This is a genomic window from Gammaproteobacteria bacterium (assembly GCA_041395725.1).
Taxonomy (GTDB): domain Bacteria; phylum Pseudomonadota; class Gammaproteobacteria; order Pseudomonadales; family Pseudohongiellaceae; genus NORP240.
Map to the genome: position 1 here is coordinate 3471158 of JAWKZW010000001.1, position 24954 is coordinate 3496111.

Annotated in this window: 26 protein-coding genes; 20 read left to right on the forward strand and 6 right to left on the reverse strand. The window is 55.7% G+C overall.

The annotated features are described in order from the left end of the window. The first annotated feature begins 81 nt into the window (after positions 1 to 81). The 13 genes from ccmA (at position 82) to R3F50_15320 (ending at position 11186) form a co-directional block, all read left to right on the forward strand. Positions 82 to 696: a cytochrome c biogenesis heme-transporting ATPase CcmA gene (gene ccmA, locus R3F50_15260; protein ID MEZ5491660.1), complete on the forward strand. Its 615-nt coding sequence runs from the start codon at positions 82 to 84 to the stop codon at positions 694 to 696. A gap of 9 nt (positions 697 to 705) precedes the next feature. Continuing rightward, on the forward strand, positions 706 to 1419 hold the full coding sequence (gene ccmB / locus R3F50_15265; protein ID MEZ5491661.1) for a heme exporter protein CcmB: 714 nt from the start codon (positions 706 to 708) through the stop codon (positions 1417 to 1419). A 149-nt stretch (positions 1420 to 1568) separates the two neighbouring features. Next, the gene (gene ccmC, locus R3F50_15270) at positions 1569 to 2315 is read left to right on the forward strand and encodes a heme ABC transporter permease CcmC (protein MEZ5491662.1); all 747 of its coding nucleotides are present in this window, start codon (positions 1569 to 1571) and stop codon (positions 2313 to 2315) included. Positions 2316 to 2521: 206 nt separating this feature from the next. Further along, a complete protein-coding gene (ccmD, locus tag R3F50_15275) occupies positions 2522 to 2728 on the forward strand; it encodes a heme exporter protein CcmD (protein MEZ5491663.1) in 207 nt (68 codons plus the stop codon). A gap of 49 nt (positions 2729 to 2777) precedes the next feature. After that, a complete protein-coding gene (gene ccmE / locus R3F50_15280) occupies positions 2778 to 3254 on the forward strand; it encodes a cytochrome c maturation protein CcmE (protein MEZ5491664.1) in 477 nt (158 codons plus the stop codon). Further along, complete coding sequence (locus tag R3F50_15285; GenBank protein MEZ5491665.1) at positions 3244 to 5247, forward strand: heme lyase CcmF/NrfE family subunit; 2004 nt, start codon at positions 3244 to 3246, stop codon at positions 5245 to 5247. The genes ccmE and R3F50_15285 overlap by 11 nt, the downstream gene beginning before the upstream one ends. 15 nt (positions 5248 to 5262) lie before the next feature. Beyond that, positions 5263 to 5796 (forward strand): DsbE family thiol:disulfide interchange protein, encoded by a 534-nt coding sequence (locus tag R3F50_15290; GenBank protein ID MEZ5491666.1) that lies wholly within the window; start codon positions 5263 to 5265, stop codon positions 5794 to 5796. After that, the gene (locus tag R3F50_15295) at positions 5797 to 6264 is read left to right on the forward strand and encodes a cytochrome c-type biogenesis protein (protein MEZ5491667.1); all 468 of its coding nucleotides are present in this window, start codon (positions 5797 to 5799) and stop codon (positions 6262 to 6264) included. 32 nt (positions 6265 to 6296) lie between these two features. Continuing rightward, a complete protein-coding gene (gene ccmI / locus R3F50_15300; GenBank protein MEZ5491668.1) occupies positions 6297 to 7574 on the forward strand; it encodes a c-type cytochrome biogenesis protein CcmI in 1278 nt (425 codons plus the stop codon). A gap of 117 nt (positions 7575 to 7691) precedes the next feature. Continuing rightward, positions 7692 to 8693: a GTP 3',8-cyclase MoaA gene (gene moaA / locus R3F50_15305; GenBank protein ID MEZ5491669.1), complete on the forward strand. Its 1002-nt coding sequence runs from the start codon at positions 7692 to 7694 to the stop codon at positions 8691 to 8693. Positions 8694 to 8723: 30 nt separating this feature from the next. Further along, entirely contained in the window at positions 8724 to 9227 is a 504-nt protein-coding gene (gene moaB, locus R3F50_15310; protein MEZ5491670.1) for a molybdenum cofactor biosynthesis protein B, read from the forward strand. Positions 9228 to 9813: 586 nt separating this feature from the next. Then, positions 9814 to 10587 carry an exodeoxyribonuclease III gene (locus R3F50_15315; GenBank protein MEZ5491671.1) on the forward strand — a complete coding sequence of 258 codons (774 nt, stop codon included), beginning with the start codon at positions 9814 to 9816 and terminating at the stop codon, positions 10585 to 10587. Beyond that, positions 10584 to 11186 carry a peptidylprolyl isomerase gene (locus tag R3F50_15320; protein ID MEZ5491672.1) on the forward strand — a complete coding sequence of 201 codons (603 nt, stop codon included), beginning with the start codon at positions 10584 to 10586 and terminating at the stop codon, positions 11184 to 11186. Before R3F50_15315 ends, R3F50_15320 begins: the two co-directional genes overlap by 4 nt. An 11-nt stretch (positions 11187 to 11197) precedes the next feature. On the opposite strand, the gene R3F50_15325 is transcribed toward R3F50_15320, so the two are convergent. After that, positions 11198 to 11497 carry a YciI family protein gene (locus tag R3F50_15325; protein MEZ5491673.1) on the reverse strand — a complete coding sequence of 100 codons (300 nt, stop codon included), beginning with the start codon at positions 11495 to 11497 and terminating at the stop codon, positions 11198 to 11200. Positions 11498 to 11568: 71 nt separating this feature from the next. After that, on the reverse strand, positions 11569 to 12177 hold the full coding sequence (locus R3F50_15330; protein ID MEZ5491674.1) for an inner membrane-spanning protein YciB: 609 nt from the start codon (positions 12175 to 12177) through the stop codon (positions 11569 to 11571). 207 nt (positions 12178 to 12384) lie between these two features. On the opposite strand from R3F50_15330, the gene R3F50_15335 reads away from it, so the two are divergent. From R3F50_15335 to rluB, 5 genes are all read left to right on the forward strand, one after another. Continuing rightward, positions 12385 to 13005: an L-threonylcarbamoyladenylate synthase gene (locus tag R3F50_15335; protein MEZ5491675.1), complete on the forward strand. Its 621-nt coding sequence runs from the start codon at positions 12385 to 12387 to the stop codon at positions 13003 to 13005. Positions 13006 to 13281: 276 nt separating this feature from the next. Further along, positions 13282 to 14496: a tryptophan--tRNA ligase gene (locus tag R3F50_15340; GenBank protein MEZ5491676.1), complete on the forward strand. Its 1215-nt coding sequence runs from the start codon at positions 13282 to 13284 to the stop codon at positions 14494 to 14496. A 138-nt stretch (positions 14497 to 14634) separates the two neighbouring features. Then, positions 14635 to 15438 (forward strand): ScpA family protein, encoded by an 804-nt coding sequence (locus R3F50_15345; protein ID MEZ5491677.1) that lies wholly within the window; start codon positions 14635 to 14637, stop codon positions 15436 to 15438. A 55-nt stretch (positions 15439 to 15493) separates the two neighbouring features. After that, positions 15494 to 16693: an SMC-Scp complex subunit ScpB gene (gene scpB / locus R3F50_15350; protein MEZ5491678.1), complete on the forward strand. Its 1200-nt coding sequence runs from the start codon at positions 15494 to 15496 to the stop codon at positions 16691 to 16693. Positions 16694 to 16742: 49 nt separating this feature from the next. Then, a complete protein-coding gene (gene rluB / locus R3F50_15355) occupies positions 16743 to 17501 on the forward strand; it encodes a 23S rRNA pseudouridine(2605) synthase RluB (GenBank protein ID MEZ5491679.1) in 759 nt (252 codons plus the stop codon). A gap of 71 nt (positions 17502 to 17572) precedes the next feature. On the opposite strand, the gene R3F50_15360 is transcribed toward rluB, so the two are convergent. Genes R3F50_15360 through R3F50_15375 form a run of 4 tightly spaced genes read right to left on the reverse strand, consistent with a single transcriptional unit; the run spans position 17573 to position 21083 of the window. After that, complete coding sequence (locus R3F50_15360; GenBank protein MEZ5491680.1) at positions 17573 to 18337, reverse strand: YciK family oxidoreductase; 765 nt, start codon at positions 18335 to 18337, stop codon at positions 17573 to 17575. A 10-nt stretch (positions 18338 to 18347) separates the two neighbouring features. Then, complete coding sequence (locus tag R3F50_15365; protein MEZ5491681.1) at positions 18348 to 19040, reverse strand: HAD-IA family hydrolase; 693 nt, start codon at positions 19038 to 19040, stop codon at positions 18348 to 18350. Position 19041: 1 nt separating this feature from the next. Beyond that, on the reverse strand, positions 19042 to 19749 hold the full coding sequence (ubiG, locus tag R3F50_15370) for a bifunctional 2-polyprenyl-6-hydroxyphenol methylase/3-demethylubiquinol 3-O-methyltransferase UbiG (GenBank protein ID MEZ5491682.1): 708 nt from the start codon (positions 19747 to 19749) through the stop codon (positions 19042 to 19044). Beyond that, a complete protein-coding gene (locus R3F50_15375) occupies positions 19749 to 21083 on the reverse strand; it encodes a TRZ/ATZ family hydrolase (GenBank protein ID MEZ5491683.1) in 1335 nt (444 codons plus the stop codon). Before R3F50_15375 ends, ubiG begins: the two co-directional genes overlap by 1 nt. A gap of 346 nt (positions 21084 to 21429) precedes the next feature. On the opposite strand from R3F50_15375, the gene gyrA reads away from it, so the two are divergent. Together gyrA and pheA are read left to right on the forward strand one after the other, a co-directional pair. Next, on the forward strand, positions 21430 to 24003 hold the full coding sequence (gene gyrA, locus R3F50_15380) for a DNA gyrase subunit A (protein MEZ5491684.1): 2574 nt from the start codon (positions 21430 to 21432) through the stop codon (positions 24001 to 24003). Positions 24004 to 24072: 69 nt separating this feature from the next. After that, a complete protein-coding gene (pheA, locus tag R3F50_15385; GenBank protein ID MEZ5491685.1) occupies positions 24073 to 24942 on the forward strand; it encodes a prephenate dehydratase in 870 nt (289 codons plus the stop codon). Positions 24943 to 24954 lie beyond the last annotated feature (12 nt).

The window sequence follows — 24954 nt, forward strand, 5'->3', positions numbered from 1 at the left end:
CTTGGTTATAATCCGCGCCCAAGCCAGCCTATTGGACCCGCCAGTCACATGTCACCTGATCCATCTTCCAACAGCCTACCAATGCTCAGTGCGCGTGAGCTTTACTGTGAACGCGACGATCGTCTGCTGTTTGAATCCCTGAGCTTCCAGTTACCGGCAGGGCAGGTGCTTCAGGTTAAAGGCAGCAATGGCAGCGGAAAAACAACCCTGTTGCGTATCTTGTGCGGCCTCAATGACAATTACCGCGGTGAAATCGACTGGTTCGGGCGACCAGTGGCTGAACAGCGGGACAGCTTTTATGGTTCTTTACTGTATCTTGGGCATCGGGTCGGGGTAAACATGGTGTTGAGTCCGCTGGAGAACCTGCGCTGGGCCTGTAATCTCCAGGCACCTACCAGTGATGAGCGGATTTACCAGGCGCTGGAAAAGCTCGATTTGCGCGGGTTCGAGCAGTCCCCCTGTCACAACCTTTCAGCGGGGCAGAAGCAGCGGGTGTCGCTGGCGCGGCTGTTAATCAGTCCGGCACGCCTGTGGATTCTGGACGAGCCCTTCACGACACTGGATGTCTATGGGGTGGCGGCATTGGAAGAACTGCTGGCCGGGCATGTGTCACAAGGCGGCTCGGTGGTGGTGACAACCCACCATGCCCTGTCGGTAAAAACGGGCATTCAGGTTCTCAACCTGGATCGACGGTAGGCGGACAGCATGGATAAGTTGACTCATCTACAGCAGGACCATCCTCTGGCCAGTGGAGTCAGCGCTTTTGCTGTCACTCTGAAGCGCGATCTGCTGGTGGCTTTCAAGCGGCGCAACGACCTGTTGAATCCACTGATGTTCTTTTTCATTGTGGTTTCATTGTTTCCCATTGGAATCACGCCGGAGCGGGACGGACTGGCGGAGATTGCGGTCGGCGTTCTCTGGGTTTGTGCGTTACTGGCATCGCTCCTGTCCTTGGACAATCTGTACCGCTCCGATTTCGAAGACGGCTCGCTGGAGTTGCTCATCCTGAGCCCGCATTCTCTGTATTTCATGGTGCTGGCAAAAATACTCAGTCACTGGCTGGTCAGCGGTGTTCCTCTGGTGCTGCTCTCGCCACTGCTCGGTTATATGCTGGCATTGCCCACCGAGGCCTATCCGGCCATGATCATTACGCTGATACTTGGCACGCCAATCCTGAGCCTGCTGGGCTCCATCGGGGTCGCCCTGACAGTCTCGCTGGGTAGCCGGGGGCTGATACTGGCTATGATAATTCTGCCCATGAGCGTGCCGGTATTGATTGCCGGTACGCTGGCCGTAGGGCAGGCGGTAGACGGCAATCCCGTTGGCGGGCATCTGGCCATCATGGGCGCAATGCTGGCGATGGCCGTCACGCTGGCCCCGCTGGCTTCGTCCGCGGCCCTGCGAATAAGCATCAATTAGGACAGTCGGCCTCCGGATTGCGTTGCAGTCGGGACTGGTGGACTTTCGGGAGCTGCGCAATCGGTTACAATAAGTAACGAAGGCGATCAGGGGCACCGTGGTATAGTGCGGAGTGACCCATAACATTACTTTTAGGCGTAAAGACTGCTATGTGGCAATGGTTTCACCGCTGGGGTTCTCCCAAGTGGTTTTATGAATTGTCAGGGCGTTGGCTGCCCTGGCTGACAACGGCGATGTTCCTCTTCCTGACGGCAGGCGTGCTGTGGGCGCTGCTGTTTGTTCCGCAAGACTATCAGCAGAGCTACACCACCCGAATTCTGGTGGTTCACGTAGCTGTCGCCGGGACATCACTGGCGTTTTTTCCCATCATGGCCGTTGCCGGCACCATCACTCTGGTATGGAAAATGAAGATGGCCGACATGGTGGCCAAGACAGTAGCGCCGCTGGGTGCCTGGTTTTCGGCCCTGACGCTGGCATCCGGTTCGATCTGGGGCAGCGTCATGTGGGGCACCTGGTGGGAGTGGAGCGACAGCCGCCTGACGTCCATGCTGTTTCAATTTTTTCTCCTGATCAGCGTTATCTCGCTGCGTTCTGCGTTGAATGACTCGGAAACTGCGGCCAAAGCCTGTGCAGTGCTATCCATTGTTGGCTGTGTCAATGTGGTCGTCATAAAATACTCCGTCGAGTGGTGGAATACACTCCACCAGCCGGCCAGTGCCCTGTCCATGGATGGCGGCAGCGTCAACGGCCCGGAATTCTGGGTACCAACCCTGATCATGGTGGTCGCCATGTACCTGTTCATGGCGGTACACGTGATGATGGCGACCCGGAATGAAATACTGCGCCGTGAAAGCCGGGCGCAGTGGGTCCAGGACCTGATGCTGGGCGCCAGGTAACGGCAGGCTGTCAACGTGGAAAAAGACGGAAGAAAAAGACGGCGGTAACAGCTGTGTAAAATGGCAAACGAGCAATTCAGCGAACCAGCTATACGGCTATACGGCTATACGGCTATACGGCTATACGGCTATACGGCTATACGGCTATACAGGCTATACAGGCTATACAGGCTATACAGGCTATACAGGAAGGACAGGACCAGCGCATGTTTGACCGCATACAGTTTTCCAGTTTCGGTGAGTTCCTGAGTATGGGGGGGTATGCCTTCAATGTGTGGAGCGTGTACCTGCTGTTTTTTGTTTTCCTGCTGGTCAATCTGCTTGGTCCGCTCCGGCGCCGTAAGCAAATTCTGAAAGAGTTACAGCGTCGGGCGGTACTTTCTGAACGACAACAGCCAGCGGCGAATGACTGATTAATGTCAACCTGCCGGTCACTCTGTTAAATGCACGTGGAGAAATACAGTGAAGCCTCATAGACAAAAGCGACTGGCTATCATCCTGTTTATTGCGGCAGGGCTGAGCGTCGGTATCGGTCTGACCTTGTATGCGTTGCGACAGAATCTGAATATGTTTTTTACGCCGACTGAAGTCGCGGCTGGCGAAATACCGGCGGGACGGGAAATCCGCATCGGCGGCATGGTGAAGGAAGGCTCCGTTGTACACGCGGCGGATTCACTGGAAGTCCGATTTATTGCGACCGACTATGCCAGTGATGTTTCTATTCATTACGAAGGGATTCTGCCTGACCTGTTTCGTGAGGGGCAGGGGATCGTGGTAGAAGGGCAGGTGGATCAGTCCGGCATTCTGCAGGCCTCCCGGGTACTCGCCAAGCACGATGAGAACTACATGTCACCGGAAGTGAAAGCGGCACTCGATGCGGCTCACGTGGAAAAACCTGACTATCAGCAGTCTGCTGAAGGAGCGCCTGATGGTACCTGAATTCGGTCAGGTCGCCCTGATACTGGCATTTTGTCTGAGTGTAGTGCTGGCGACCCTGCCCATTGTCGGCGCGGCGCGCGGCAATGTGCTCTGGATGAGTTTCGCGCGGCCACTCACCGCCGGGGTCTTTGTCTTTCTTTCGCTCTGTATGATAGTGCTCGGTTATGCATTCGTGACCGATGACTTTTCTGTCCAGTTTGTTGCCAATCATTCCAATACTCTGCTGCCCCTGCAGTACAAGATCACGGCTATCTGGGGTGGACATGAAGGGTCTTTTCTGTTCTGGACCTTCATGATGAGCTTCTGGATGCTGATGGTTGCGATTTTCAGCAAGAGCATGCCCATTGACTTCGTGTCCCGGGTGTTAGGCGTGCTGGGTTTCCTCTGCGCGGGCTATATCCTGTTTATGGTTGCCACTTCCAATCCGTTTGATCGGGTGGTTCCTCTGGCGCCGCGGGATGGGGCCGATCTTAACTCGGCGCTGCAGGATATTGCGTTTATTGTGCATCCGCCGACCCTGTATATGGGATACGTTGGATTCTCCGTGGTGTTTGCCTTTGCTATCGCCGCGCTGCTGAGCGGCAGGCTTGACGCGGCCTGGGCCCGCTGGTCGCGGCCCTGGGCCAATATTGCCTGGGTGTGGCTGACCGGTGGTCTGGCTCTTGGCAGCTGGTGGGCCTATTACGAACTGGGCTGGGGCGGCTGGTGGGCCTGGGACCCGGTAGAAAATCCACCCCTGATTACCTGGCTGCTTGGAACTGCATTGATGCATTCCCTGGCCGTGACGGAAAAGCGCGGGGTGTTCAAAAGCTGGACCGTGCTGCTGGCAATCCTGGCTTTTGCCGGTAGCCTGCTGGGCACCTTCATCACCCGCTCCGGGCTGCTCACGTCGGTTCACGCGTTCGCCAGCGACCCCACCCGCGGAGTCTTTATTCTGGCGTTTATTGCCGTCACCATTGGTGGCTCACTGGTGCTCTATGCACTGCGCGCCCCGTTAATTAAAAATGAATCGGGGTTTGGCGCCGTATCCCGTGAAGTGTTTTTGCTGACTAATAATATTCTGCTGGTGGTGGCCAGCGCCTCGGTACTGCTGGGAACGCTGTTCCCGATGGTTTATCAGGCGGTGACTGATAACCTGATTTCCATAGGCCCTCCTTATTTCAACTCAATTTTCGTGCCATTGATGGGAATCCTGGTCGTCGCCATGGGAATTGGCCCGATCAGCCGCTGGAAAAGCACCTCGGTTTCCTATCTGCGCAATCAACTGACCCTGGTGGCCATCGCCAGTGTCATTCTCGGGGTTGTCGTACCGCTGGTTATCACGCTGGATTTTTCCTGGTCGGTGACTATCGGCATGAGCCTTGCATTCTGGCTCTTGTTCGCCATCGGCAAAGACGCAGTCAATAAAGTGAAAAACAAGCCGGACCGGTTCAAGGCATTGCTGGGACTGCCGGCGAGTTACCTTGGCATGCAACTGGCGCATTTCGGTGTCGTAGTAATGATCATCGGGGTGAGTCTGACGGCAAACTACAGTATGGAGAAAAGTGTTCTCCTGTCTGCGGGTCAGACCATTGATCTTGGGGACTATGATTTTCAGTTCAATGGCACCCGGCCCATCACCGGTCCCAACTATGTAGGTGACGAGGCAACCATCCTGGTCAGTTACCGGGGCGAGTTCATGCGCGAACTGCACCCGGAAAAACGTATTTATGTGGCGAGCAATTCACCCTCTACAGAGATGGCAATCGATGCAGGTGTGTTCCGTGATCTGTTTGTCACTCTCGGGGAGGGGCGTGAAGGTGGGGCTGCGTGGTCCATGACTCTGTACGTCAAGCCATTTGTACGCTGGATCTGGATGGGTGCAATTTTTATGATTATCGGCGGAGTGACTGCGGCGCTTGACCGTCGTTATCGAAGACTGCAGGCCAGGGATCAGCAGCGTCAGGTGGCACAGGAAAACCAAAACCTGACCGGGCGACCCCAGGCAGTGTGAGGTGAGGGACTGAGCATGCGTATAAAGTTTTTCATTCCAGTGGCAGGGTTTGCAATTCTGGGGTTCATGCTGTGGCGTGGACTGTATTTGAATACCGGCGAGTTACCTTCGGTGTTAATTAACAAACCTCTGCCGGCGTTCGAGCTGGAAAATGTGTACAGCAATGCACTGGTAAGCAAAGAGGATCTCCCGGAGGGCCCTTTTCTGCTGAATGTGTGGGGCAGCTATTGTCTGCCCTGTCTGGCTGAACACCCGACCTTCATGCGGCTTTCCGAGAACGATGTCATCCCTATCGTGGGGATCAATTACAAAGACAGGCAGGGAGCGGCCGTAGACTGGCTGGAAACCAATGGCGACCCGTTTGCCTTCAGCATCATGGACGAGGAAGGCCGGCTGGGGATAGACCTGGGCGTCTATGGCGCACCGGAAACCTTTCTTATCGATCGAAATGGTGTAATTCGCTACCGGCATGTGAGTGTACTTGATGAACAGGCGTGGGAAGAGATCTTTGTTCCTGCATTAGAAGAGCTGCGGCGCGAGGAATCCTGATTGGCCAGATTACTGTTAGCAATGGTACTGAGTCTGGTCGCCACAATAGGGGCGTTACCGGCCGTGGCGCAGGTCGATACCTTTGAGTTTGATACTCAGGAGCAGCAGCTAAGGTTTCGCCGCCTGTCCAATGAGCTGCGCTGCCCGATGTGCCAGAATACCAATCTGACCGGTTCGACCGGTGGTGTCGCGGAGGACCTGCGGCGGGAGATACATCGCATGATCATGGACGGCATGACCGATGCTGAAATTGAACAGTTCATGTTCGAGCGCTATGGAGATTTTATCTTTTATCGCCCCCGATTGCGGGCAGAGACAGTGCTGCTCTGGTTCGGCCCGCTTGTGTTTCTGCTGGTAGGCGGGGTCGTGGTTTTTACTATCATCAGGAAATCCAAATCCTCGGTCACTGAAACCCTGAGTGACGAGGAACAGCAACAATTGAACGAGTTGCTCAATAGAAAATCCTGATTCGGCTTTCAACCTTGCGCTAGGAAAAATTCTTGTTCTGGATAATCAGTCTCATCCTTCTGGCCCTTGCGGCCCTGTTCGTGCTGTTACCCCTGTGGAAACACTACCGGCCCCTTACCGATAGCGAGCAGCTTCGCACGCAGACCAATCTGACCATCTTCGAAGAGCGCCAGAACGAACTGAAGCTCGAACTGGAGAACGGTAATCTGGACCCTGCCCAATTCGACGAACTGGTGTTGGAACTCAAGAAGTCTCTGCTCTCTGACACGGCGAATGCAGCGGGTAGTGGTAAGTCACTCCATGGTCACAAGCAGAAGCAGGGTGCACACGAGCCCGGCGGGAAAAGCGATAACCTTACCAAGGCATTGCCTCTGATCATGGTTCTTCTGATCCCGTTAGTCACCTACCTGATGTATGAGCAGTGGGGATACCTGGACGACGTCCAGCTTATGGATCTCTACGAGCGCACCATCGCCAGCGACAATAACCAGCAGGAATCCCGCGATCTGGTCATCGAGCTTGGCCGGGTGGTTCAGCAGGATGAGTCCAATCAATGGGCATGGTACTTCCTGGGGCGCAATTTTTCTAATCTGGGCATGTTCGGCGAGGCGGATATCGCTTTCCAGCGAGCCAGTGATCTGATGCCTGACGGGCCGGATAAGGCGGCCACATTAGGGTTGCAGGCACAGATCAAGTATCTCGTTGCGGGCGGTGAGATGACCGAGGAAGTGCTGTCAGTAGTGGGGGAGGCCAGGGCTATAAACCCCTCTGAGAACGCCTCATTGCAGTTGCTGTCGGTAGATGCCGAGATGCAGGGAGACCTGCAGGCGGCTATCGGTTACTGGCGGTTGATGATTCAGTCCAATCCGAATTCTGCTCAGGCACAGCAGCTGCGCGGCAGGATCGCCGCGGCGCAGCAACAGTTAGCTGCGGAGGGAGCGGATGCGACGCAGGCCGGTCCCAGCATCGATGTGAGCGTGGCGCTTGAGCCAGGCCTTGAACTGCCGTCGGGGATGCGTGTGTTTGTCTCGGCGCGCAATGCCGAGCAGGAAGGGACGCCGCCACTGGCGGCCATAGACCTGGTTGTGGATGACCTGCCGGCGACGGTCACGCTGGACAATAACCTGGCCCTGACGCCAGCTTTCAATCTGTCTTCGGCACAGCGCGTTTACGTGACGGCAACAGTGTCAAGAACCGGTTCTGCCACCGTGCAGCCCGGGGATTACCGGGTGGCCTCAGACAGTTTCAGTGTCAGTGAGGCAAACGATGCCATTGCCCTGACCATCAGCCTCAGCGATATCGTACGCTGAGTTGTTGTGCCCGGTAACGGCTGCGAGACAGGAAGCAGGTAATTTTAGCCGGTTGTACGCGTTCCCGGACTGAAAATTTGCTACCATTCGGCTCAACTTGAGCGGAAGACGAAGATAATGGCCTCAACCCCTGATCAGCTGATAGATAAATTCGGTAGACGAATTGACTATATTCGCCTGTCAGTGACCGACCGGTGTGATTTTCGCTGTGTCTATTGCATGACAGAAAATATGCAGTTTTTACCCCGCAAGCAGGTCCTGTCGCTGGAAGAGCTGCACCTGATCGCCCGAGCGTTTGTTGAGCTTGGGGTCCGCAAGATTCGCATTACCGGTGGTGAACCGATGGTGCGGAGCAACATCATGTCGCTGATGGATAACATCGGTGCCTTGCCCGGTTTGCAGGAACTTTTACTTACCACCAACGGTGCCCAGCTCGACCGCTATGCCGAGCCGCTGCAAAAGGCAGGGGTCAAGCGCATCAATATCAGTATCGACAGTCTGCGCGCCGATCGTTTCCAGCGCATATCCCGGGTAGGCAAGCTGGACCGTGTTATTGCAGGCATCGATGCGGCGATTGCCGCCGGTTTCGAACGGATACGTCTGAATTCGGTCATTATGAAAGGCTACAACGAGGACGAGGTGCTGGATCTGGTGGACTTTGCCACCGATCGCGGTGTCGACATCGCCTTTATCGAAGAGATGCCCCTGGGCAATCCGTCGGATCATTCGAGAGAGGAAACCCTGTGCAGCAATGACTGGGTGAGAAATGTGATTGAGCAGCGCTATACACTTCTGCCTACCGCCAGCCGCACCGCCGGTCCGTCCAAGTACTGGCAGGTGGAAGGGGAAAAAAACCGCATCGGCTTCATCTCCCCGATCACCCACAACTTCTGCGCCGACTGCAACCGTGTCCGGGTTACCGTTGAGGGGCGCTTACTGCTGTGTCTCGGAAATGAACACTCAGTGGATCTGCGTGCTGTTCTGCGTGATCCCGACAAGAGTTTCGAAGACCTCCAGCAGACCATCGTCGCGGCCATGGATATTAAGCCGGAACGGCATTATTTCTACGACCAGGATTATGCTCAACCAGTCCGCTTGATGAATATGACCGGTGGATAACCGACCCAAACCGTAGAGCCGAGTTCGACAATGACCAGCAGTCCCCTGAACATGCGCGTGATTACCGTGTCGGATACCCGTACCGAGGAGACTGACAGGTCTGGTGCTGTACTGGTGGAAAGACTACAGGCAGCCAGGCATCGTCTATTGGGAAAGGTCATCATCCCAGACGATGTTTACCAGTTGCGAGCCGCTGTTTCTGTCGGGATTGCTGATCCTCGAACTCAGGTGATCCTGATGACCGGCGGCACAGGGTTTACCGAACGGGACAATACCCAGCAGGCTATAGAGCCGCTGCTGGATGTAGTGATTGACGGCTTTGGTGAACTTTTTCGACAACTTTCTTTCGAGGAAATAGGCACGTCCACGATTCAGTCGCGCGCCTTTGCGGGCCTGGCCAACGGGACGATTGTATTTTGTGTGCCCGGTTCGCCAGGCGCATGTCAGACTGCCTGGGACAAGATAATATCGGCGCAGTTGGACAGTGCGCATAAGCCTTGTAATTTTGTTGATAAACTCAAGGCGCCTGATTAGATCGATCCGCTGGCCCGGATCAATCACTCAATCGATTTACGAATACGTTCACGAAACTGTCGGCTGTTTCGGGACTGCTGAGCAGTGGTCGGCACTGCGGGGCAGCCGACAGGTCTTACAGCGGGTTTCAACTTAGCGGACAGGCTGGCCCGGGTCTAAAGTAGTCGGCGAAGGTTTACGCCCGATGGGCATTTCTTCCGACAGTCAGTTGCCTAGACGGCAACGTACATGATCAGGGCAGGGATCGCCACTGCACTGACAACGACAGCTGCGCTTACCGCCACGGCCTGGATGGTTGGCCATGCTTTACCCAGCACTCTACTCACCTTTCTCTACTCCTTTTGTTCATCGGTTGGTTGGTCAAGTCAAACTTCGATCACTCCGAAATTTCGCGGGCAGTTTATCACGGAGATGGGAGAAAAGGTAACAGATTCAGCCAATATGTAACTCAAAGTAACAAAAGTGTGCGGTGGATCACGAAGGGGTTGGTCCGACATCGGTAGCTCTCAGGTTGATTTTGCCTGCGCTGCTCAAGCTGGTTAAACTTGCGGCTTTTGTCCGCGTAGCCGGATAGGAGTAAGCGCCAGTGCGGGTAATGACTTTCAATTGCAATGGTATTCGAGCCGCCGCGCGCAAGGGGTTCTTTGACTGGCTCGCGACTATCCAGGTGGACGTGGTCTGTTTGCAGGAAACCAAGGCTCAGGAGCATCAACTGAACGACGAGCCCTTCTACCCGGCGGGGTTTCACTGCTACTATTTTGATGCGGTGAAAAAGGGGTATGCCGGCACGGCGATTTTCTGCCGCCGCGAACCTGACAAGGTGACTACAGGGCTGGGTTGGGAAATGGCTGATACGGAAGGCCGCTATATCCAGGCCGATTTCGGCAGTCTTTCTGTTGCGTCACTGTATCTCCCTTCCGGGTCCGCTGGCCCGGAACGACAGGCCCGGAAAGTGGACTTTATGAACAGGTACATGAAGTTCATGAATAAGCTCCGTCACGACGGACGGGAATACATCATCGGCGCTGATTGGAATATCTGTCATAAGGAGATAGATCTGAAAAACTGGCGGGCAAACCAGAAAAATTCAGGATTTTTGCCCGAGGAACGGCAATGGCTGGACGAGCTGTATGACAAAGTTGGCTATATCGACGCGTTCAGACTGATCAATCAGGAGCCGGATCAGTACAGTTGGTGGTCCAATCGCGGGAATGCGAGAGCTAACAACGTGGGATGGCGGCTGGATTATCAGGTTATTACCCCCGGCCTTCGCGATAAGGTCACTGCCGCTGAAATTTACACTGAGGAAAACTTCTCAGACCATGCACCTGTTATTCTGGACTACGCGATAACATTATGAATTCATTTATTAAATCTTTGCTATTCAGCCTCCCTCTGGTCCTCGCTTTATCCACTAACGCGGCCGCCCAGCAACTGGTCGCGGTAATCGAGACTGAAAAAGGTACCCTGGAGATTGAGTTGAACCAGCGTGCTGCGCCCACGACAGTCGCCAATTTTGTCAATCTGGCCATGCGGGGCTTTTATGACGGTCTGACCTTTCACCGCGTGGAGCGTAATTTCATGATTCAGGGGGGTGACCCGTTGGGTACCGGCACGGGCGGGCCTGGTTATCGGTTCAGCGGCGAGACGATTCTGCATCACAGTCGTCCGGGCGTACTGTCCATGGCTAACTCCGGGCCGGGAACTGACGGCAGCCAGTTTTTTATTACCCACGTGGCAACGCCGCACCTGGATGGGCTGCATTCGGTGTTTGGGCGGGTTACATCCGGGTTAGAGACAGTTTATGAGATCCGGCGCGGAGACGTCATTAACAGCATTACAATCGTCGGTGATCCCGCACCGGTGCTGGAAAGGCGGCGTGCGAGAATTGAAGAGTGGAACACCGTGCTGAATGAAAACTTCCCCGATTTAAAGCCTTCACCCTTGCTCAGCCAGTAATCACGCCGGCTTCAGGGCAGCACTTTTCTAAAAGGCTTGACGGTAACCTTGCGGTACACACCTGCCGCCACGTAGGGATCATCATTGGCCCAGGCCTTGGCCTGTTCCAGGCTGTCAAATTCCGCAATGATCAGGCTGCCGGAAAATCCCGCTTCGCCCGGATCTTCGCTGTCAATGGCCGGGTGCGGGCCAGCCACCAGAATACGATTCTGAGCCACCATCTGTTTGAGGCGCTTCAGGTGGGCTTCTCGAGCACCCTGACGTTTTTCCAGGCTGTCTTTCACGTCTTCGCTGATAATGGCATAGAGCATGGGGGTTTTCCTTGCTGTGGCTGCTGGGAACAGTCTTTGAGTGGATTCAGCCCGTCAGGTTAACCGGACCTTCAGGAGGAGCCGGAGCCTGAATCCGAACCCTCCTGTTCTGCGACTTCGATGTAGCGTGACAGGTAGGGCATCTGGGCAAAAACAAACAGGAAGGTGATTACCAGGTTGCCCCATACCTTGAAGTTGATCCACATGGCTTCCGACAGAGTGAAGGCGACGATGAGGTTGGTAGCGCCCAGGACGGTAAAAAACACGATCCATACGGTATTCAGGGTATTCCACACTTCCCGCGGCGCTTCTACTGCGTGTCCGAGCATGTGCTCAATAGCGGGTTTTTCGCTGACAAACCGGGAGCCGATAAATGCCAGGGCAAATACCCAGTTGGCGATTGGCGCTTTCCACTTCAGAAAGTCTGTATTGCGAAAATAAATGGTTGGCAGGCAGGCCAGCACCACAACCACAAGGGTGATGAGCTGAAACTTGTCCAGGCGCCGCTGGCTCAGGAAAATGCCGCCGTATACCAGAATCGAAGCCACCAGCAGAAATTCGGCAGCGCTGTAGATGCCGCCCAGCGTATAGTCATACCCGGCAACGTTGATGATTCGTTCATCCAGTGACCAGACGGCGAAGAAGACGATCAGCGGGATGTAGTCCAGAAACTGTTTCATAATTGCGTTCCGGCATGAGGATGAGAGCTATTGCAGGACAGACTGCGTGGCCAGGCATTATACGCGTGTTTTGGTCGATGCCAAAAAGAGTCTATTTTTGGTCCTGCATGTAATAGAATCCCGGGCTTCGCCGAACCGCAAGGTCGGCTGGGCTATTTTGCCGCCCCGGTCACAATACCGCGGCTGGCTTTGACAGAGTCTCGATAAATGGCTGATTACCTTCAGGTGCACCCGGACAACCCGGAACCGCGCCGCATAAAACAGGCTGTCACGGTGCTCATGGAGGGAGGGGTAATAGTCTACCCGACGGATTCCACGTATGCGCTGGGGTGTCACCTGGGTGACAAGGCGGCCCTGAACCGTATTCGCAGTATCAGGCAGCTGGATGATCGGCACAACTTCACCCTGGTCTGTGAAGACCTTTCTTCGCTGGCCAGTTATGCCAAGGTGAGCAACAGTGCCTACCGGATTCTCAAAGCCTACACGCCTGGCCCCTATACGTTTATTCTCAAGGCTACGCCGGAAGTGCCACGACGGCTGATGCACCCGAAACGGAAAACTATCGGGTTGCGGGTTCCGGATCACCCGGTGGCCCAGGCGCTTCTGCATGCGATAGGTGAGCCGATAATGAGCACCAGCCTGATTCTGCCCGGCGAGGAGCTTCAGCTTACCGATCCCCATGAGATTCGTCTCAAGCTGGGCAAACTGGTGGATCTGATTATCGACTCAGGTTCCTGCGGCCTGGAGCCCACCACGATGATCGATCTGGTCGACGGCATTCCGGCCGTGGTCAGGCAGGGTAAGGGCGATGCCGAGCCGTTCATATAAACCCAATCATTGCATAAGTTGTTGGCCCAGGACCGCTTCGCTGCTTCCATAGCAGCGCTTTCCAGCGCCGTACTCAGTTTTTCTGGATATCACGCAGAGTGACTACGCGCAATCCTTAAAAATCTCCGTGCGACACTGGAAATGCCACTCTGAAAGCGCCTGACCTCAACAATTTATGCAATGATTGGGTAAAATAGCATCTTCGAAATCCCCGTTTGATTACTGCAAGACTCAGCGGTAACCGAACAGGGGTTTCTCAGCAAAGAGGGTATTAAATTGTCTACAGTTGATTCACAGCAGCGTGTCTTGTCGGGAATGCGGCCCACGGGCAAATTGCACCTTGGCCATCTGCACGGCGTCCTGAAGAACTGGATCAAGCTTCAGCATGAGTACGAGTGCCTGTTTTTCGTGGCGGACTGGCACGCCCTGACCACCCACTACAGCGATCCTCAGGTCATCGAAGCAAACGTCCTGGACATGGTCATCGATTGGCTTGCGGTCGGGGTTAATCCGGGTTCAGCCTCGATCTTTATTCAATCCAAGGTGCCGGAGCATGCCGAACTTCAGTTGCTGCTTTCCATGATGACACCGCTGGGCTGGCTGGAACGGGTGCCGAGCTATAAGGATCAGCAGGAAAAACTGCGGGAAAAAGATCTCGAGACGTATGGTTTTCTGGGCTATCCACTACTGCAGGCAGCTGACATTCTGATTTATCGAGCCGGACTGGTGCCGGTAGGCGCCGATCAGGTAGCCCATGTGGAACTCACCCGGGAAGTCGCGCGACGATTCAATCACCTGTACGGCCGGGAGCCGGGTTTTGAAACCCTGGCCGAGGCGGCAGTAAAGAAAATGGGCAAGAAGGCGGCCCGTATGTACGCCCAGTTACGGGTCGCATACCAGGAACAGGGCGATCAGGAAGCCCTGCAGAAAGCCCAGGCCCTGCTCAAGGAGCAACAAAATATCTCCCTGGGAGACCGGGAGCGCCTGTACGGCTACCTGGAGGGTTCTGGCAAGATGATTCTCGCGGAACCCCAGTCTCTGTTGACTCCGGCATCGAAAATGCCGGGTCTGGACGGGCAGAAAATGTCCAAGTCCTACGACAACGTGATTGCGCTGCGAGAGCCGCTGGATCAGATTCAGAAGAAGATCAGCACCATGCCGACGGATCCTGCGAGGGTCCGATTGACCGATCCCGGTGAGCCCGACAAGTGTCCGGTCTGGCAATTGCATGAGACGTACTCTGACGAGGCTACCAAAGCGTGGGTCTGTGACGGCTGCCGTAGTGCCAAGATCGGTTGCCTGGAATGTAAAAAGCCGGTCATCGATGCAGTGATTGCCGAACTCGAGCCTATCCAGAAGGAAGCGGTCCAGTATGAGAAAGACCCTGACGTGGTGAAGAGTATCGTTGCCGAGGGGTGCGAAGTGGCGCGGGACAAGGCCAAGGAAACCCTGCAGGAGGTGAGGCAGGCGATGGGCTTGAGTTACTGGTGAGCAAGCTGGCGGGTATCTTGTTGGAAAACGCTTTTTGTGGGGCCTTTGTCCCGCAATTAGTGCTAAAATTTAGCATATTTCCCGAACAAAACAAGGCGGGCTCCTGCATTGACTAAAACCACCGGCGAATCGGATAACATGGCTGAACTGGTCGACCAGCCAAGCCAGGAAGAGCTGCCCTTCGCCTACGTCGCGGGGAGGGCGATTACCGAACTGCCCAAAGACCTTTATATTCCGCCCGACGCTCTGGAAATATTTCTGGAGGCCTTCGAGGGACCTCTCGATCTGCTCCTTTATCTGATCAAGCGCCAGAATATCGATATTCTTGAAATCAATGTCTCGGATATCACCCAGCAATACATGGCCTACGTGGATTTAATGGAGGCGTCACAGTTCGAGCTGGCGGCAGAATACCTGGTGATGGCCGCGACCCTGGCTGAAATCAAGTCGCGTATTCTGCTCCCTCGCCAGCAGGAAGAGGAAGATGAAGAAGAGGATCCTCGCACACAGCTGATTCGCCGTTTACAAGAATATGAACGCTACAAGAAGGCTGCCGAGGACATTGAGGAACTGCCGCGCATGGATCGGGATCTGTACCAGGCCAGCGGCGCGCTGCCGGAAATTGATCGGGTGGTTTCCGATCCCGACGTGGATCTGCAGACCGTGTTACAGGCCCTGGCCGCTGTTTTGCGTCGCGGCGACATGTTCGAGCATCATCATGTGCAACGTGAAACCCTGTCCACGCGGGAAAAAATGTCTGAGGTTCTGGCCAGGCTTTCCACTCAGAAATTTGTTCCCTTGGTCTCCCTGTTGCTGCGAGAGGAGGGGCGCCTGGGAGTCGTGGTAACATTCCTGGCTGTCATGGAATTGATCAAAGATTCCATGATCGAGATAGTCCAGAGTGAGCCCTTTGCTCCAATCCATCTGAAAGCACGAAGTTGATCACGAAGTTGATAATGGCGCGAAGCCCGGGAAGAGCGGCCGGAAGTAACAGGCTATGGTAGATGTAGATAACAAGATAAAGATGATCGTTGAAGGGTTGCTGCTGGCTGCCGGCAAGCCGCTCAGTCTCAGTGTGATCGCAGGCGTGTTCAGCGAGGATGAGCGCCCTGAACCCGCGGAATTACGGGATGTGCTGACAGCCATAGCCGAAGACTGCAATGACCGGGGTTTCGAGCTGAAGGAAGTCGCTTCCGGCTTCCGCTTTCAGGTTAAACAGGACATCAGTGAATGGATAGCGCGACTGTGGGAAGAGAAGCCTCCCCGCTACAGCCGTGCTCTGCTGGAGACGCTGGCGCTCATCGCTTATCGCCAGCCTATTACGCGGGGCGATATTGAAGAGATCCGCGGTGTCGGCGTCAGCTCCAACATCATGCGAACATTGATTGATCGCGAGTGGGTGCGTGTCGTCGGGCATAAGGATGTCCCGGGCAAACCGGCGCTGTATGCGACCACCAGGCAGTTTCTTGATTACTTCAATCTGACGAGTATCCAGGAGTTGCCGCCGCTGTCAGAAGTCCGGGAGCTGACCAAGTCCAGCCCGGAATTTGATCTGGAAGATGATCTGGCTGCTCGCAATGTGCTCGAAGTGCCCGAGGATGAACCGGAAGGGCCGGCTCAGGTGATCGGTGAGGAAGGTGAGGTGCTGGTATTTGATGCCGAGGACCTGCCTGATGAAGACGAAGCTGCCGCGCTTGCGCGCAAACCGCTGGATGAAATACTGGGCCTGAGCAGCGAAGTGGATGTGATTGACGACGAAGAGGGAGTGGTTCACGACGGTGAGTCAGCCTTCGAACCAGAAGTGGACGACGAGGAGCGAGTCGGCGAGGGCGCTGCAGAACATAATGAGTCAGAACCGGATGCGGTCGACGCGCCTGTCCGCGAAGCGGGCGGCCCCGCACAGGAAGACAGTGTCCCCGAGCAGCTGCTCGCCGAAGCGAATGCTCCTGTAATGGACGAGGGGCTCCAGCAGGAGGATTCCGATGGCCGGGAACCTGCCGGTAAACCCGATTCTGACAGTGAGCCGGCGACTTCGAATGGAGAGCTGCCTGCCGACGGGACAGAGGGCGAGGAAGTTGCTGCCGATGGCGACAGGTCGGCCTCTGAGTCAGAGGAAGAGCGAGACGCTTTAGAGGCGGAATCTGGCGGGGAAGGGCAGCCGGGGTCCAGGCCTGCCATCAAGACTTCAGCACACTAGTGCCGAGCTGAGTGACCGACACAATCATCATTACGAGTAACTGATCCAGATGGATGAGAAATTACAGAAAGTTCTGGCGCGCGCCGGGTTTGGTTCCCGCCGTGAACTGGAGCAGTGGATCAGCAAGGGGCGGGTTAAGGTCAATGGCCGCGTGGCGACACTCGGTGATCGGGTAACTCCTGACGACCGCATAACCGTGGATGGAAAAAAACTGGCTCCGCGACCCAGGGAAAAAGAACAGTGCCGGGTGTTACTTTATAACAAGCCGGAAGGAGAAATCTGTACCCGTAAGGACCCTGAAGGCCGTCCAACAGTTTATGATCGACTGCCCGGACTGAAACATGGCCGGTGGGTGGCAATCGGTCGGCTCGACATCAATACCGGCGGCCTGCTTTTGTTCACGACCGATGGCGAGCTTGCCAACCTGTTGATGCACCCCAGTTCAGGCATAGAACGGGAATACGCGGTAAGGGTCATTGGCGAGGTCACACCTGACAAGATCCAGGCGATGCATAAGGGGGTTCTGCTTGACGGCCACCTGTGCCGATTCACGGATATCCAGCACTACGGTGGCGAGGGGGCCAATCAGTGGTACCACGTGGTACTCATGGAGGGCCGCAATCGCGAGGTGCGACGCCTTTGGGAATCACAGGGAGTAAAAATCAGCCGCCTGAAAAGGGTTAGATTCGGGCCACTCTTCATCCCCAGCACCATAAGGCGCGGCCAGTTTTACGAACTGCCGGCTGCTGACATCAGCAAGCTGCGCCGGGCAGCCATCTCTGAGTCAGTTGCGGGTGCGCCTGTCTGAGCCCGCTCCCGACCTCAATCTGCTGATAAGCGCAGACCGGTCAGTTGCGGGCATGGCAAGGTTATGGCGTGTTACTGTTGCTGCTCGGGGTCGAATGATCTGACGTCGATCGCCTTACCGTGCACTCGCGCGCCCTCTGGTCCCATCAGATACAGGTAAACCGGCATCAGTGACTCAGGCGTGGGGACTGAGGCAGGATTCTCGGCCGGATAGGCGGCAGCCCGCATTCTGGTTCGGGTCCCACCCGGGTTGATGCTGTTGACTCGAATGGAAGTGGTGTTGCCGAGTTCATCCGCCAGTACCTGCATAAGCCCTTCGACGGCGAATTTAGTTACCGAATAGGCGCCCCAGTAAGCTCTTCCTTTCCGCCCCACGCTGGAGGCAGTAAACAGCAGTCGTCCTGCTGGCGAGCGTGTCAAGGCCGGCAGCAGTGCCCGGGTCAGGAGGAAAGCGGCGTTCACATTCACCTGCATCAGATCCTGCCATTCCCGGTAGGGGTAATGTTCAACAGGGCTGCGAGGACCCAGTTGCGAAGCATTGTGGAGCAGGCCGTCCAGGCAGGGGAAATGCTCGTCCAGAGACTCCTTCAGGGCAGCATAGTCCTGCTCACCGGCTTTCAGCAGGTCCAGCGGATGAATCAGGGCGGTACCGGGGGCGAGGGCTTCGATTTCATCGTAGACCTCTTCCAGTTTCGACTGGGTCCTGCCAGTGAGGATCACGTTTGCGCCGTGCTGCGCGTAGCAGAGTGCGGCAGCGCGCCCGATTCCGTCGCCGGCTCCGGTAATGAGAATGGTTTTGTCAGCCAGTAAATCAGTGGCCGGTTGGTAATTGAACACGGTTAGTTACTCAGGCAAATTGCAGAATCTTTAAGAGGGGTTCCAGGTCGGTAGCGGTGTTGATCACGAAGTCAGCCGGCCATTCTTCGATGCGGGTATCGACTTTCAGATAGCCATAGGCAGCTGCCACGGCAATGATGTCGGCATTCTTGGCTGCCTGCATGTCGCGCAGGTGATCCCCGACGTAGACCGTGCGCTCTGTATCGCGGTCAAGCTGTTGGCAGGCCAGCAGCAATGCCTCCGGATCCGGCTTTCCCCGGGCTACGTGATCAGGGCATACCAGTGTGCCGCAACGTTTCAGCAGCTGCAACTGATCGAGCAGCCGTTGGCTGTATTTTTCCGGCTTGTTGGTGACTATGCCCCAGGGCACGCCCGCATTCTCCAGCTTGTCGAGCAGAGAGAGAATGCCCGGGTAGGGTTGCGCCCGGGTGTCAGACAACTGTTCGAAGTACATATCCAGCAGTTGCTGCAGCCGCGCCTGGAATTCAGCATCGTGCTCCTGCAGGCCAAAGCCGAGCTTGATCAGGGCCCGGGCGCCATCTGAGACGGTCTGATGGATCCGGTCGGCGGCAACCTGCTGCATGCCAGCCTGATCCAGCATCTTATCGAGAACCAGCTGGAAGTCTGCCGCGGTGTCCACCAGGGTGCCGTCGAGGTCAAACAGTACACATTCGATGCCGGTAGTCAGGCTGCTTTCTTCCACGTCAAATGTCCTGTTCGGGTTTCTGATAGCGGGCGATGTAGTTTACGTCGAGGTTCTTCTGCAGGGCATATTTTCTGGTCAGCGGGTTGTATCCCATTCCCACCTGGTCGCAGAGGTAAAGGTTTGCCTCGCGACACCAGCCTGCGAGTTCGGAAGGCTTGATGAATTTGTCGTACTCGTGAGTGCCGCGAGGCAGCAGGTTCAGCACGTACTCGGCCCCGACAATGGCAAAAAGATAGGCCTTGGGGTTGCGGTTGATGGTGGAAAAAAACACCAGTCCACCTGGCTTGACCAGGCGCTCGCAGGCCTGCACGATTGAGGCGGGTGAAGGGACATGTTCCAGCATCTCAAGGCAGGTTACCGCGTCAAAACGAGCTGGGTGCCGGGCGGCGAACTCCTCCGTGGTGATTTTCTGATAATCGATTTCGAGGCCGCTTTCCAACTGGTGCAGTCTGGCCACTCCCAGGGGGGCATCGGCCATATCGATTGCGGTGACATGTGCGCCGTGATGGGCCATCGCCTCGGACAGGATGCCGCCACCGCAGCCGATATCGAGCACTTCCTTGCCGGCCAGATTGATCGCCTGACTGATGTAATTCATACGCAGCGGATTGATGTCGTGCAGCGGCTTGAACTCGCTGTTGGGGTCCCACCAGCGGGATGCCAGCGCTTCGAATTTTCGGATTTCCAGTTCGTCAACATTGCTCATTACAGGACTCCACTGATTTCTTTCTGCCAGTGCAGGGCAAGTTCCTGCACAGCGCCATATTCCAGCGTTGTCAGCTGCCGGTCATTCACAACTGCGCGGCCTCCGACCCAGACATGACTGACCTGTGCCGCCTGGGTGTTATAGACCAGGTGCGACTCCGGATTGTAGACCGGCAAAGCGTTCAAGGAATCGAGTCGAACGGCGGTCAGGTCGGCGAATTTTCCCGCTTCAATGCTGCCGATCAGTTGCTCCAGGCCCAGCGCTCGGGCGCCATTGATGGTCGCCAGCTGCAGGGCCTGATGAGCCGGTAAAGTGCTGGCATCGCCAGCAACGCCTTTGGCCAGCAATGCTGCAGTTCTCATTTCAGAAAACATGTCCAGGTCGTTGTTGCTGGCACAACCGTCGGTTCCGAGAGCTACGTTTACGCCGGCCGAAATCAGCGCCCCGACCGGGCAGAATCCACTGGCCAGTTTCAGATTGGATTCGGGGCAATGTACTACGTGAGCTCCGTTGTCGCGGATCAGCTGGATATCCTGCTCAGATAACTGGGTTCCATGGACGCAGACCAGTCTTGGGCTGACCAGCCCCAGCTCTGCCAGGCGCTGCAACGGGCGCTTGCCGGTGCTCTGTATGGCGGTCTCAACCTCTTCGGCGGTCTCGTGGAGGTGCATGTGAATCGGAATGTCCAGCTCCTCCGCCAGGGTCATGATTTTCTGCAGGGGGGCGTCCGACACCGTATACGGCGCATGGGGGCCGAAGGCGGTGTATATCAGTTCACTGTTACGGTAATCGTCATGCAGATCTGTGGCCTTGAAAATATACTCGTCGGCGTTCTGGCCCCAGACGGTGGGGAAATCCAGAACCGGGCTGGACAGCTGCGTCCGGATGTGGGCGTTGGTCGCTGCGCGGGCTACGGCATCGGGGAAGAAATACATGTCTGCAAAACAGGTAGTGCCGCTCAGCAGCATTTCGGCAATGGCCAGTTCGGCGCCCTGGTAGACAAAATCCTCACTGACTAATTTACTTTCCAGTGGCCAGATATGGTCCTCCAGCCAGGTTTTCAGCGGCACATCATCGGCAATGCCGCGAAACAGGCTCATCGGGGAGTGGCCATGGGAGTTGACCAGCCCCGGTATCAGTACGTGACTGGCAAGTTTGACTTCAGCGATTCCCGGGTAACGCGCGGGCAGGTCTGCGGTGGGCAGAATAGCCTGAATGCGCTTTGCGCCGATTATCACGCTGTGATCGTGCAGTACGACCCCTGCGGGGATAACGGGAATGAGCCAGCGGGGTGAAATGGCCAGCTCGATTTGTTGTTCAGTTTGCGGGTCCAAGTGTGCTACGCGTACGGTTGGTTAACGAGGGCGGCATTATAACGTCAACGGGGGAAAATAGCTTGGCGAAATTGCTGCGGCCCGGAACTGTAAAAGTTATCCCCAGGCTGGTATTTCCGGCACTATTTGGTGGCATTTTCCCTGTTAGTTTCGGCCTGGAATGTGTTAGAATTCTTGGCTTGATTTACGGCGGAAAACTATCTTGCTGACAACACTGCTTTGTAGCATATCCAGGCTTTTTTTCGGCGCGGCTCCGGCGGCAAAAACACTACCACGCTACAGTCAGAATAATTATTCAAATCAACTGAGATCATGCAATCTTTACACATGAGGATTAGGGTGGCTTATGTCTGAGTTTGCCAAACAGGTATCACCGGTCGCGCTGGAAAGCGAGATGCGGGAATCCTATCTAGCCTACGCCATGAGTGTCATTGTCGGGCGCGCGCTGCCGGATGTCCGCGACGGGCTCAAGCCGGTTCACCGGCGGGTTCTGTTCGCCATGAACGTGCTGTCCAACGATTACAACAAACCGTATAAAAAATCCGCCCGCGTGGTGGGCGACGTTATCGGTAAATACCACCCGCACGGTGATACTGCGGCCTACGACACCATCGTTCGAATGGCGCAGAGCTTTTCCCTGCGCTACCCACTGGTCGACGGGCAGGGAAACTTCGGTTCGGTGGATGGCGATGCCGCTGCTGCCATGCGTTACACAGAAATCCGTATGGCCAGGATTGCCCACGATCTGTTGGCAGACCTTGATAAGGAAACGGTCGATTTTTCGGATAACTACGACGGCACAGAGCAGATTCCTGACGTGTTGCCAACCCAGATACCCAATCTCCTGGTCAACGGGTCTTCGGGTATCGCCGTGGGTATGGCTACCAACATACCGCCCCACAACCTGACCGAAGTGGTGAACGCCTGCATCGCCCTGTTGGACGATCCTGCCATCGAACTTGAAGGTATTATGGAGCACATCCAGGGGCCGGATTTCCCAACTGCGGGAATCATCAACGGCAGGGCCGGTATCGTCCAGGCATACCGGACCGGGCGGGGCCGCATTTATGTGCGCGCCAGAGCAGAAATATTAACGGACGAGAAAAGCGGCAGGTCGACCATCCTGGTCACGGAAATTCCCTACCAGCTGAACAAGGCAAGACTTATCGAGCGTATTGCCGAGCTGGTTAAGGAGAAAAAGCTGGAGGGTATCACCGAGCTGCGCGATGAGTCCGACAAGGATGGTATGCGTATTGTCATCGAGCTCCGCAAAGGTGAGGTGCCTGACGTAATACTTAATAATCTCTATGCGCAGACGCAGATGCAATCCGTGTTCGGTATCAACATGGTGGCTCTGGTAGATGGACAGCCGCGGCTGCTGAATCTGCGGGATGCGCTGGAATCCTTTGTGCGGCATCGACGTGAGGTGGTAACCCGTCGCACTCAATATCTGTTGCGCAAGGCCCGCGAACGGGGGCACATCCTGGAAGGACTGGCGGTGGCGCTGGCTAACATCGACGCCGTAATCGAATTGATCAAGTCTTCGCCCAGTTCCGCTGAAGCCAAGGAGAAATTGCTGGCAAGATCCTGGCATTCCGAGAGTGTACTGAAAATGCTGGGAGAATCAGGTTCTGATGCCTGCCGGCCAGACGATCTGGATCCCAGGTACGGTATCAGGAATGAAGAGTACTTTCTGTCACCCGAGCAGGCTCAGGCGATCCTTGATCTGCGCTTGCATCGTTTAACCGGCCTGGAGCAGGAAAAGCTCATTAACGACTACAAGGAGTTGTTGAAACAGATCGCCGATTATATCGATATTCTGGGCAATGAGCCGCGATTGCTTTCGGTTGTACGCGAGGAACTGGAGCGCGTGCGGAGTGATTACGGTGACGAGCGGCGCACGGAAATCGTCGAATCGCAGCAGGATCTCACGGTCGAAGATCTGATTACCGAGGAAGAACGGGTGGTGACCATTTCCCAGACCGGCTATGCGAAATCTCAGCCATTGAGTGACTACAGTGCTCAGCGTCGCGGTGGCATGGGCAAGGCGGCAGCCTCGGTCAAGGACGAGGATTTTGTCGAACATCTGTTGGTGGCAAGCACCCATGACACGGTGCTGTGTTTCAGCAATGCGGGTAAGGTTTACTGGCTGAAGGTATACCAGTTTCCGCTGGCGGCGAGAACAGCACGCGGCAAGCCCATCGTCAATATTCTGCCCCTGGAAGAGGGGGAGCATATTACCAGCCTGCTGCCAATCCGGGAGTATTCCGAAAACCATTTTGTGTTTATGGCGACGGCAAACGGAACGGTCAAGAAAACCGAGTTGACCAGTTTTGCTCGCCCCCGTAGCGTGGGCCTGAAGGCACTGGAGCTGGACGAGGGCGATGTGCTGGTTGGCACTGCAATTACGGACGGTTCTCAGGATGTGATGTTGATCAGCAGCAGCGGCAAAACTATCAGGTTCAGGGAAGATGACGTGCGCCCAATGGGCAGGACAGCGAGAGGGGTGCGAGGTATCCGTCTGGCTGACGGACATTCTATGATCGCATTGATCATTCCAGAACCTGAGAAGCAGATTCTGCTTGTCAGTGAAAATGGTTACGGTAAGCGCACCCGGATTGAGGATTACCCCGTTTATGGTCGGGGCGGGCAGGGCGTTATAGGCATTCAGGCCAGTTCCCGCAACGGTGCGGTGGTTGGTGCTGCTCAGGTGGATGATGGCGATGAAATCATGCTCATATCCGATAAAGGGACTCTGGTGCGAACCCGAATCGATGAGGTTTCCGTGCAGGGTCGCAATACCCAGGGGGTTCGACTGATCAAGCTGAAGAAGGAAGAGCGCCTGGTTGGGCTGGCGCGTGTCAATGAGCCTGAGGACATCGGTGAAGCTGGTGAGTCAGCCGGCCCGGAGACTGAATAAGCCCTGTTCTGGAACTGATTTCATGACTTCAAACCCAGCGATGCCGCAACAGAACGAGCGTACGCGCTTGTGACAGAACTCAATCCAGGTAGTGGAGCTGTCGCATTTCTGGGCCCTGCCGGAACGTTTTCCCATTCGGCCGTGCTCGATTTGTTCGGGCGGGACACCAGGCTGTTCGACTGCGCCACCATAGACGATGTGTTCTCTGCCGTGGAAAAAGGCAGTGCCAGATACGGCGTAGTCCCGGTGGAAAACTCTACTGAAGGTGCGGTCAACAACACACTCGACTGCCTGGTAGCAACTGAACTGAAGATAGTGGGTGAGGTAGTGGTGCCTATTGAGCACCATTTTATGGTCAAGCCTGGCACAGACCTCGGCAATCTTGCGAAAGTGGTCTCTCATAAACAGTCCCTCGCACAATGTCGAAAATGGCTCGCTGGCAATTGGCCGACTCTGCCCCAGGAAGAGGCTGCGAGTAACGCGCAGGCCGCCAGATTGGCTGCGCAGCATACCGGGGTAGCCGCCATTGCCGGCAGAATGGCTGCCGATGCTTATGGTCTGGAGATTGTCAATTCGGCGATTCAGGATCAGAGTGATAACAGCACACGCTTTCTGGTGATCGGTAAGCATACCCGCACTGCCACCGGAAAAGACAAGACCAGCACCTTGATTTACACGGAAAACCGTCCAGGGGCTCTGTTTCGCGTACTGAAGCCTTTCGAGCAGCATCAGGTAAGCCTGACTCGCATCGAAACCCGACCCTCCAGAAAGGAAGCCTGGGATTACGTGTTTTTTATCGATTTTCAGGGACATTGCAGCGACGCCGCCGTCAAACAGGTATTGGCAGAGCTGACCCTTTGCACCGTCGAGATCAAGGTGCTGGGTTCCTATCCGATGGCTGAAGCAGTTCCCAGCGAACCGCTAGCGACAGCCGACTGACCCCTGGCGACG

Coding starts and splice junctions, on each gene's coding strand:
- ubiG (MEZ5491682.1), bottom strand. CDS start 19,749: ATGAGCAATGTTGACGAACTGGAAATCCGAAAATTCGAAGCGCTGGCA.
- ccmA (MEZ5491660.1), top strand. CDS start 82: ATGCTCAGTGCGCGTGAGCTTTACTGTGAACGCGACGATCGTCTGCTG.
- R3F50_15335 (MEZ5491675.1), top strand. CDS start 12,385: ATGGCTGATTACCTTCAGGTGCACCCGGACAACCCGGAACCGCGCCGC.
- ccmC (MEZ5491662.1), top strand. CDS start 1,569: ATGTGGCAATGGTTTCACCGCTGGGGTTCTCCCAAGTGGTTTTATGAA.
- R3F50_15345 (MEZ5491677.1), top strand. CDS start 14,635: ATGGCTGAACTGGTCGACCAGCCAAGCCAGGAAGAGCTGCCCTTCGCC.
- scpB (MEZ5491678.1), top strand. CDS start 15,494: ATGGTAGATGTAGATAACAAGATAAAGATGATCGTTGAAGGGTTGCTG.
- moaB (MEZ5491670.1), top strand. CDS start 8,724: ATGACCAGCAGTCCCCTGAACATGCGCGTGATTACCGTGTCGGATACC.
- R3F50_15320 (MEZ5491672.1), top strand. CDS start 10,584: ATGAATTCATTTATTAAATCTTTGCTATTCAGCCTCCCTCTGGTCCTC.
- ccmD (MEZ5491663.1), top strand. CDS start 2,522: ATGTTTGACCGCATACAGTTTTCCAGTTTCGGTGAGTTCCTGAGTATG.
- R3F50_15330 (MEZ5491674.1), bottom strand. CDS start 12,177: ATGAAACAGTTTCTGGACTACATCCCGCTGATCGTCTTCTTCGCCGTC.
- rluB (MEZ5491679.1), top strand. CDS start 16,743: ATGGATGAGAAATTACAGAAAGTTCTGGCGCGCGCCGGGTTTGGTTCC.
- R3F50_15290 (MEZ5491666.1), top strand. CDS start 5,263: ATGCGTATAAAGTTTTTCATTCCAGTGGCAGGGTTTGCAATTCTGGGG.
- ccmB (MEZ5491661.1), top strand. CDS start 706: ATGGATAAGTTGACTCATCTACAGCAGGACCATCCTCTGGCCAGTGGA.
- gyrA (MEZ5491684.1), top strand. CDS start 21,430: ATGTCTGAGTTTGCCAAACAGGTATCACCGGTCGCGCTGGAAAGCGAG.
- moaA (MEZ5491669.1), top strand. CDS start 7,692: ATGGCCTCAACCCCTGATCAGCTGATAGATAAATTCGGTAGACGAATT.
- R3F50_15325 (MEZ5491673.1), bottom strand. CDS start 11,497: ATGCTCTATGCCATTATCAGCGAAGACGTGAAAGACAGCCTGGAAAAA.
- R3F50_15285 (MEZ5491665.1), top strand. CDS start 3,244: ATGGTACCTGAATTCGGTCAGGTCGCCCTGATACTGGCATTTTGTCTG.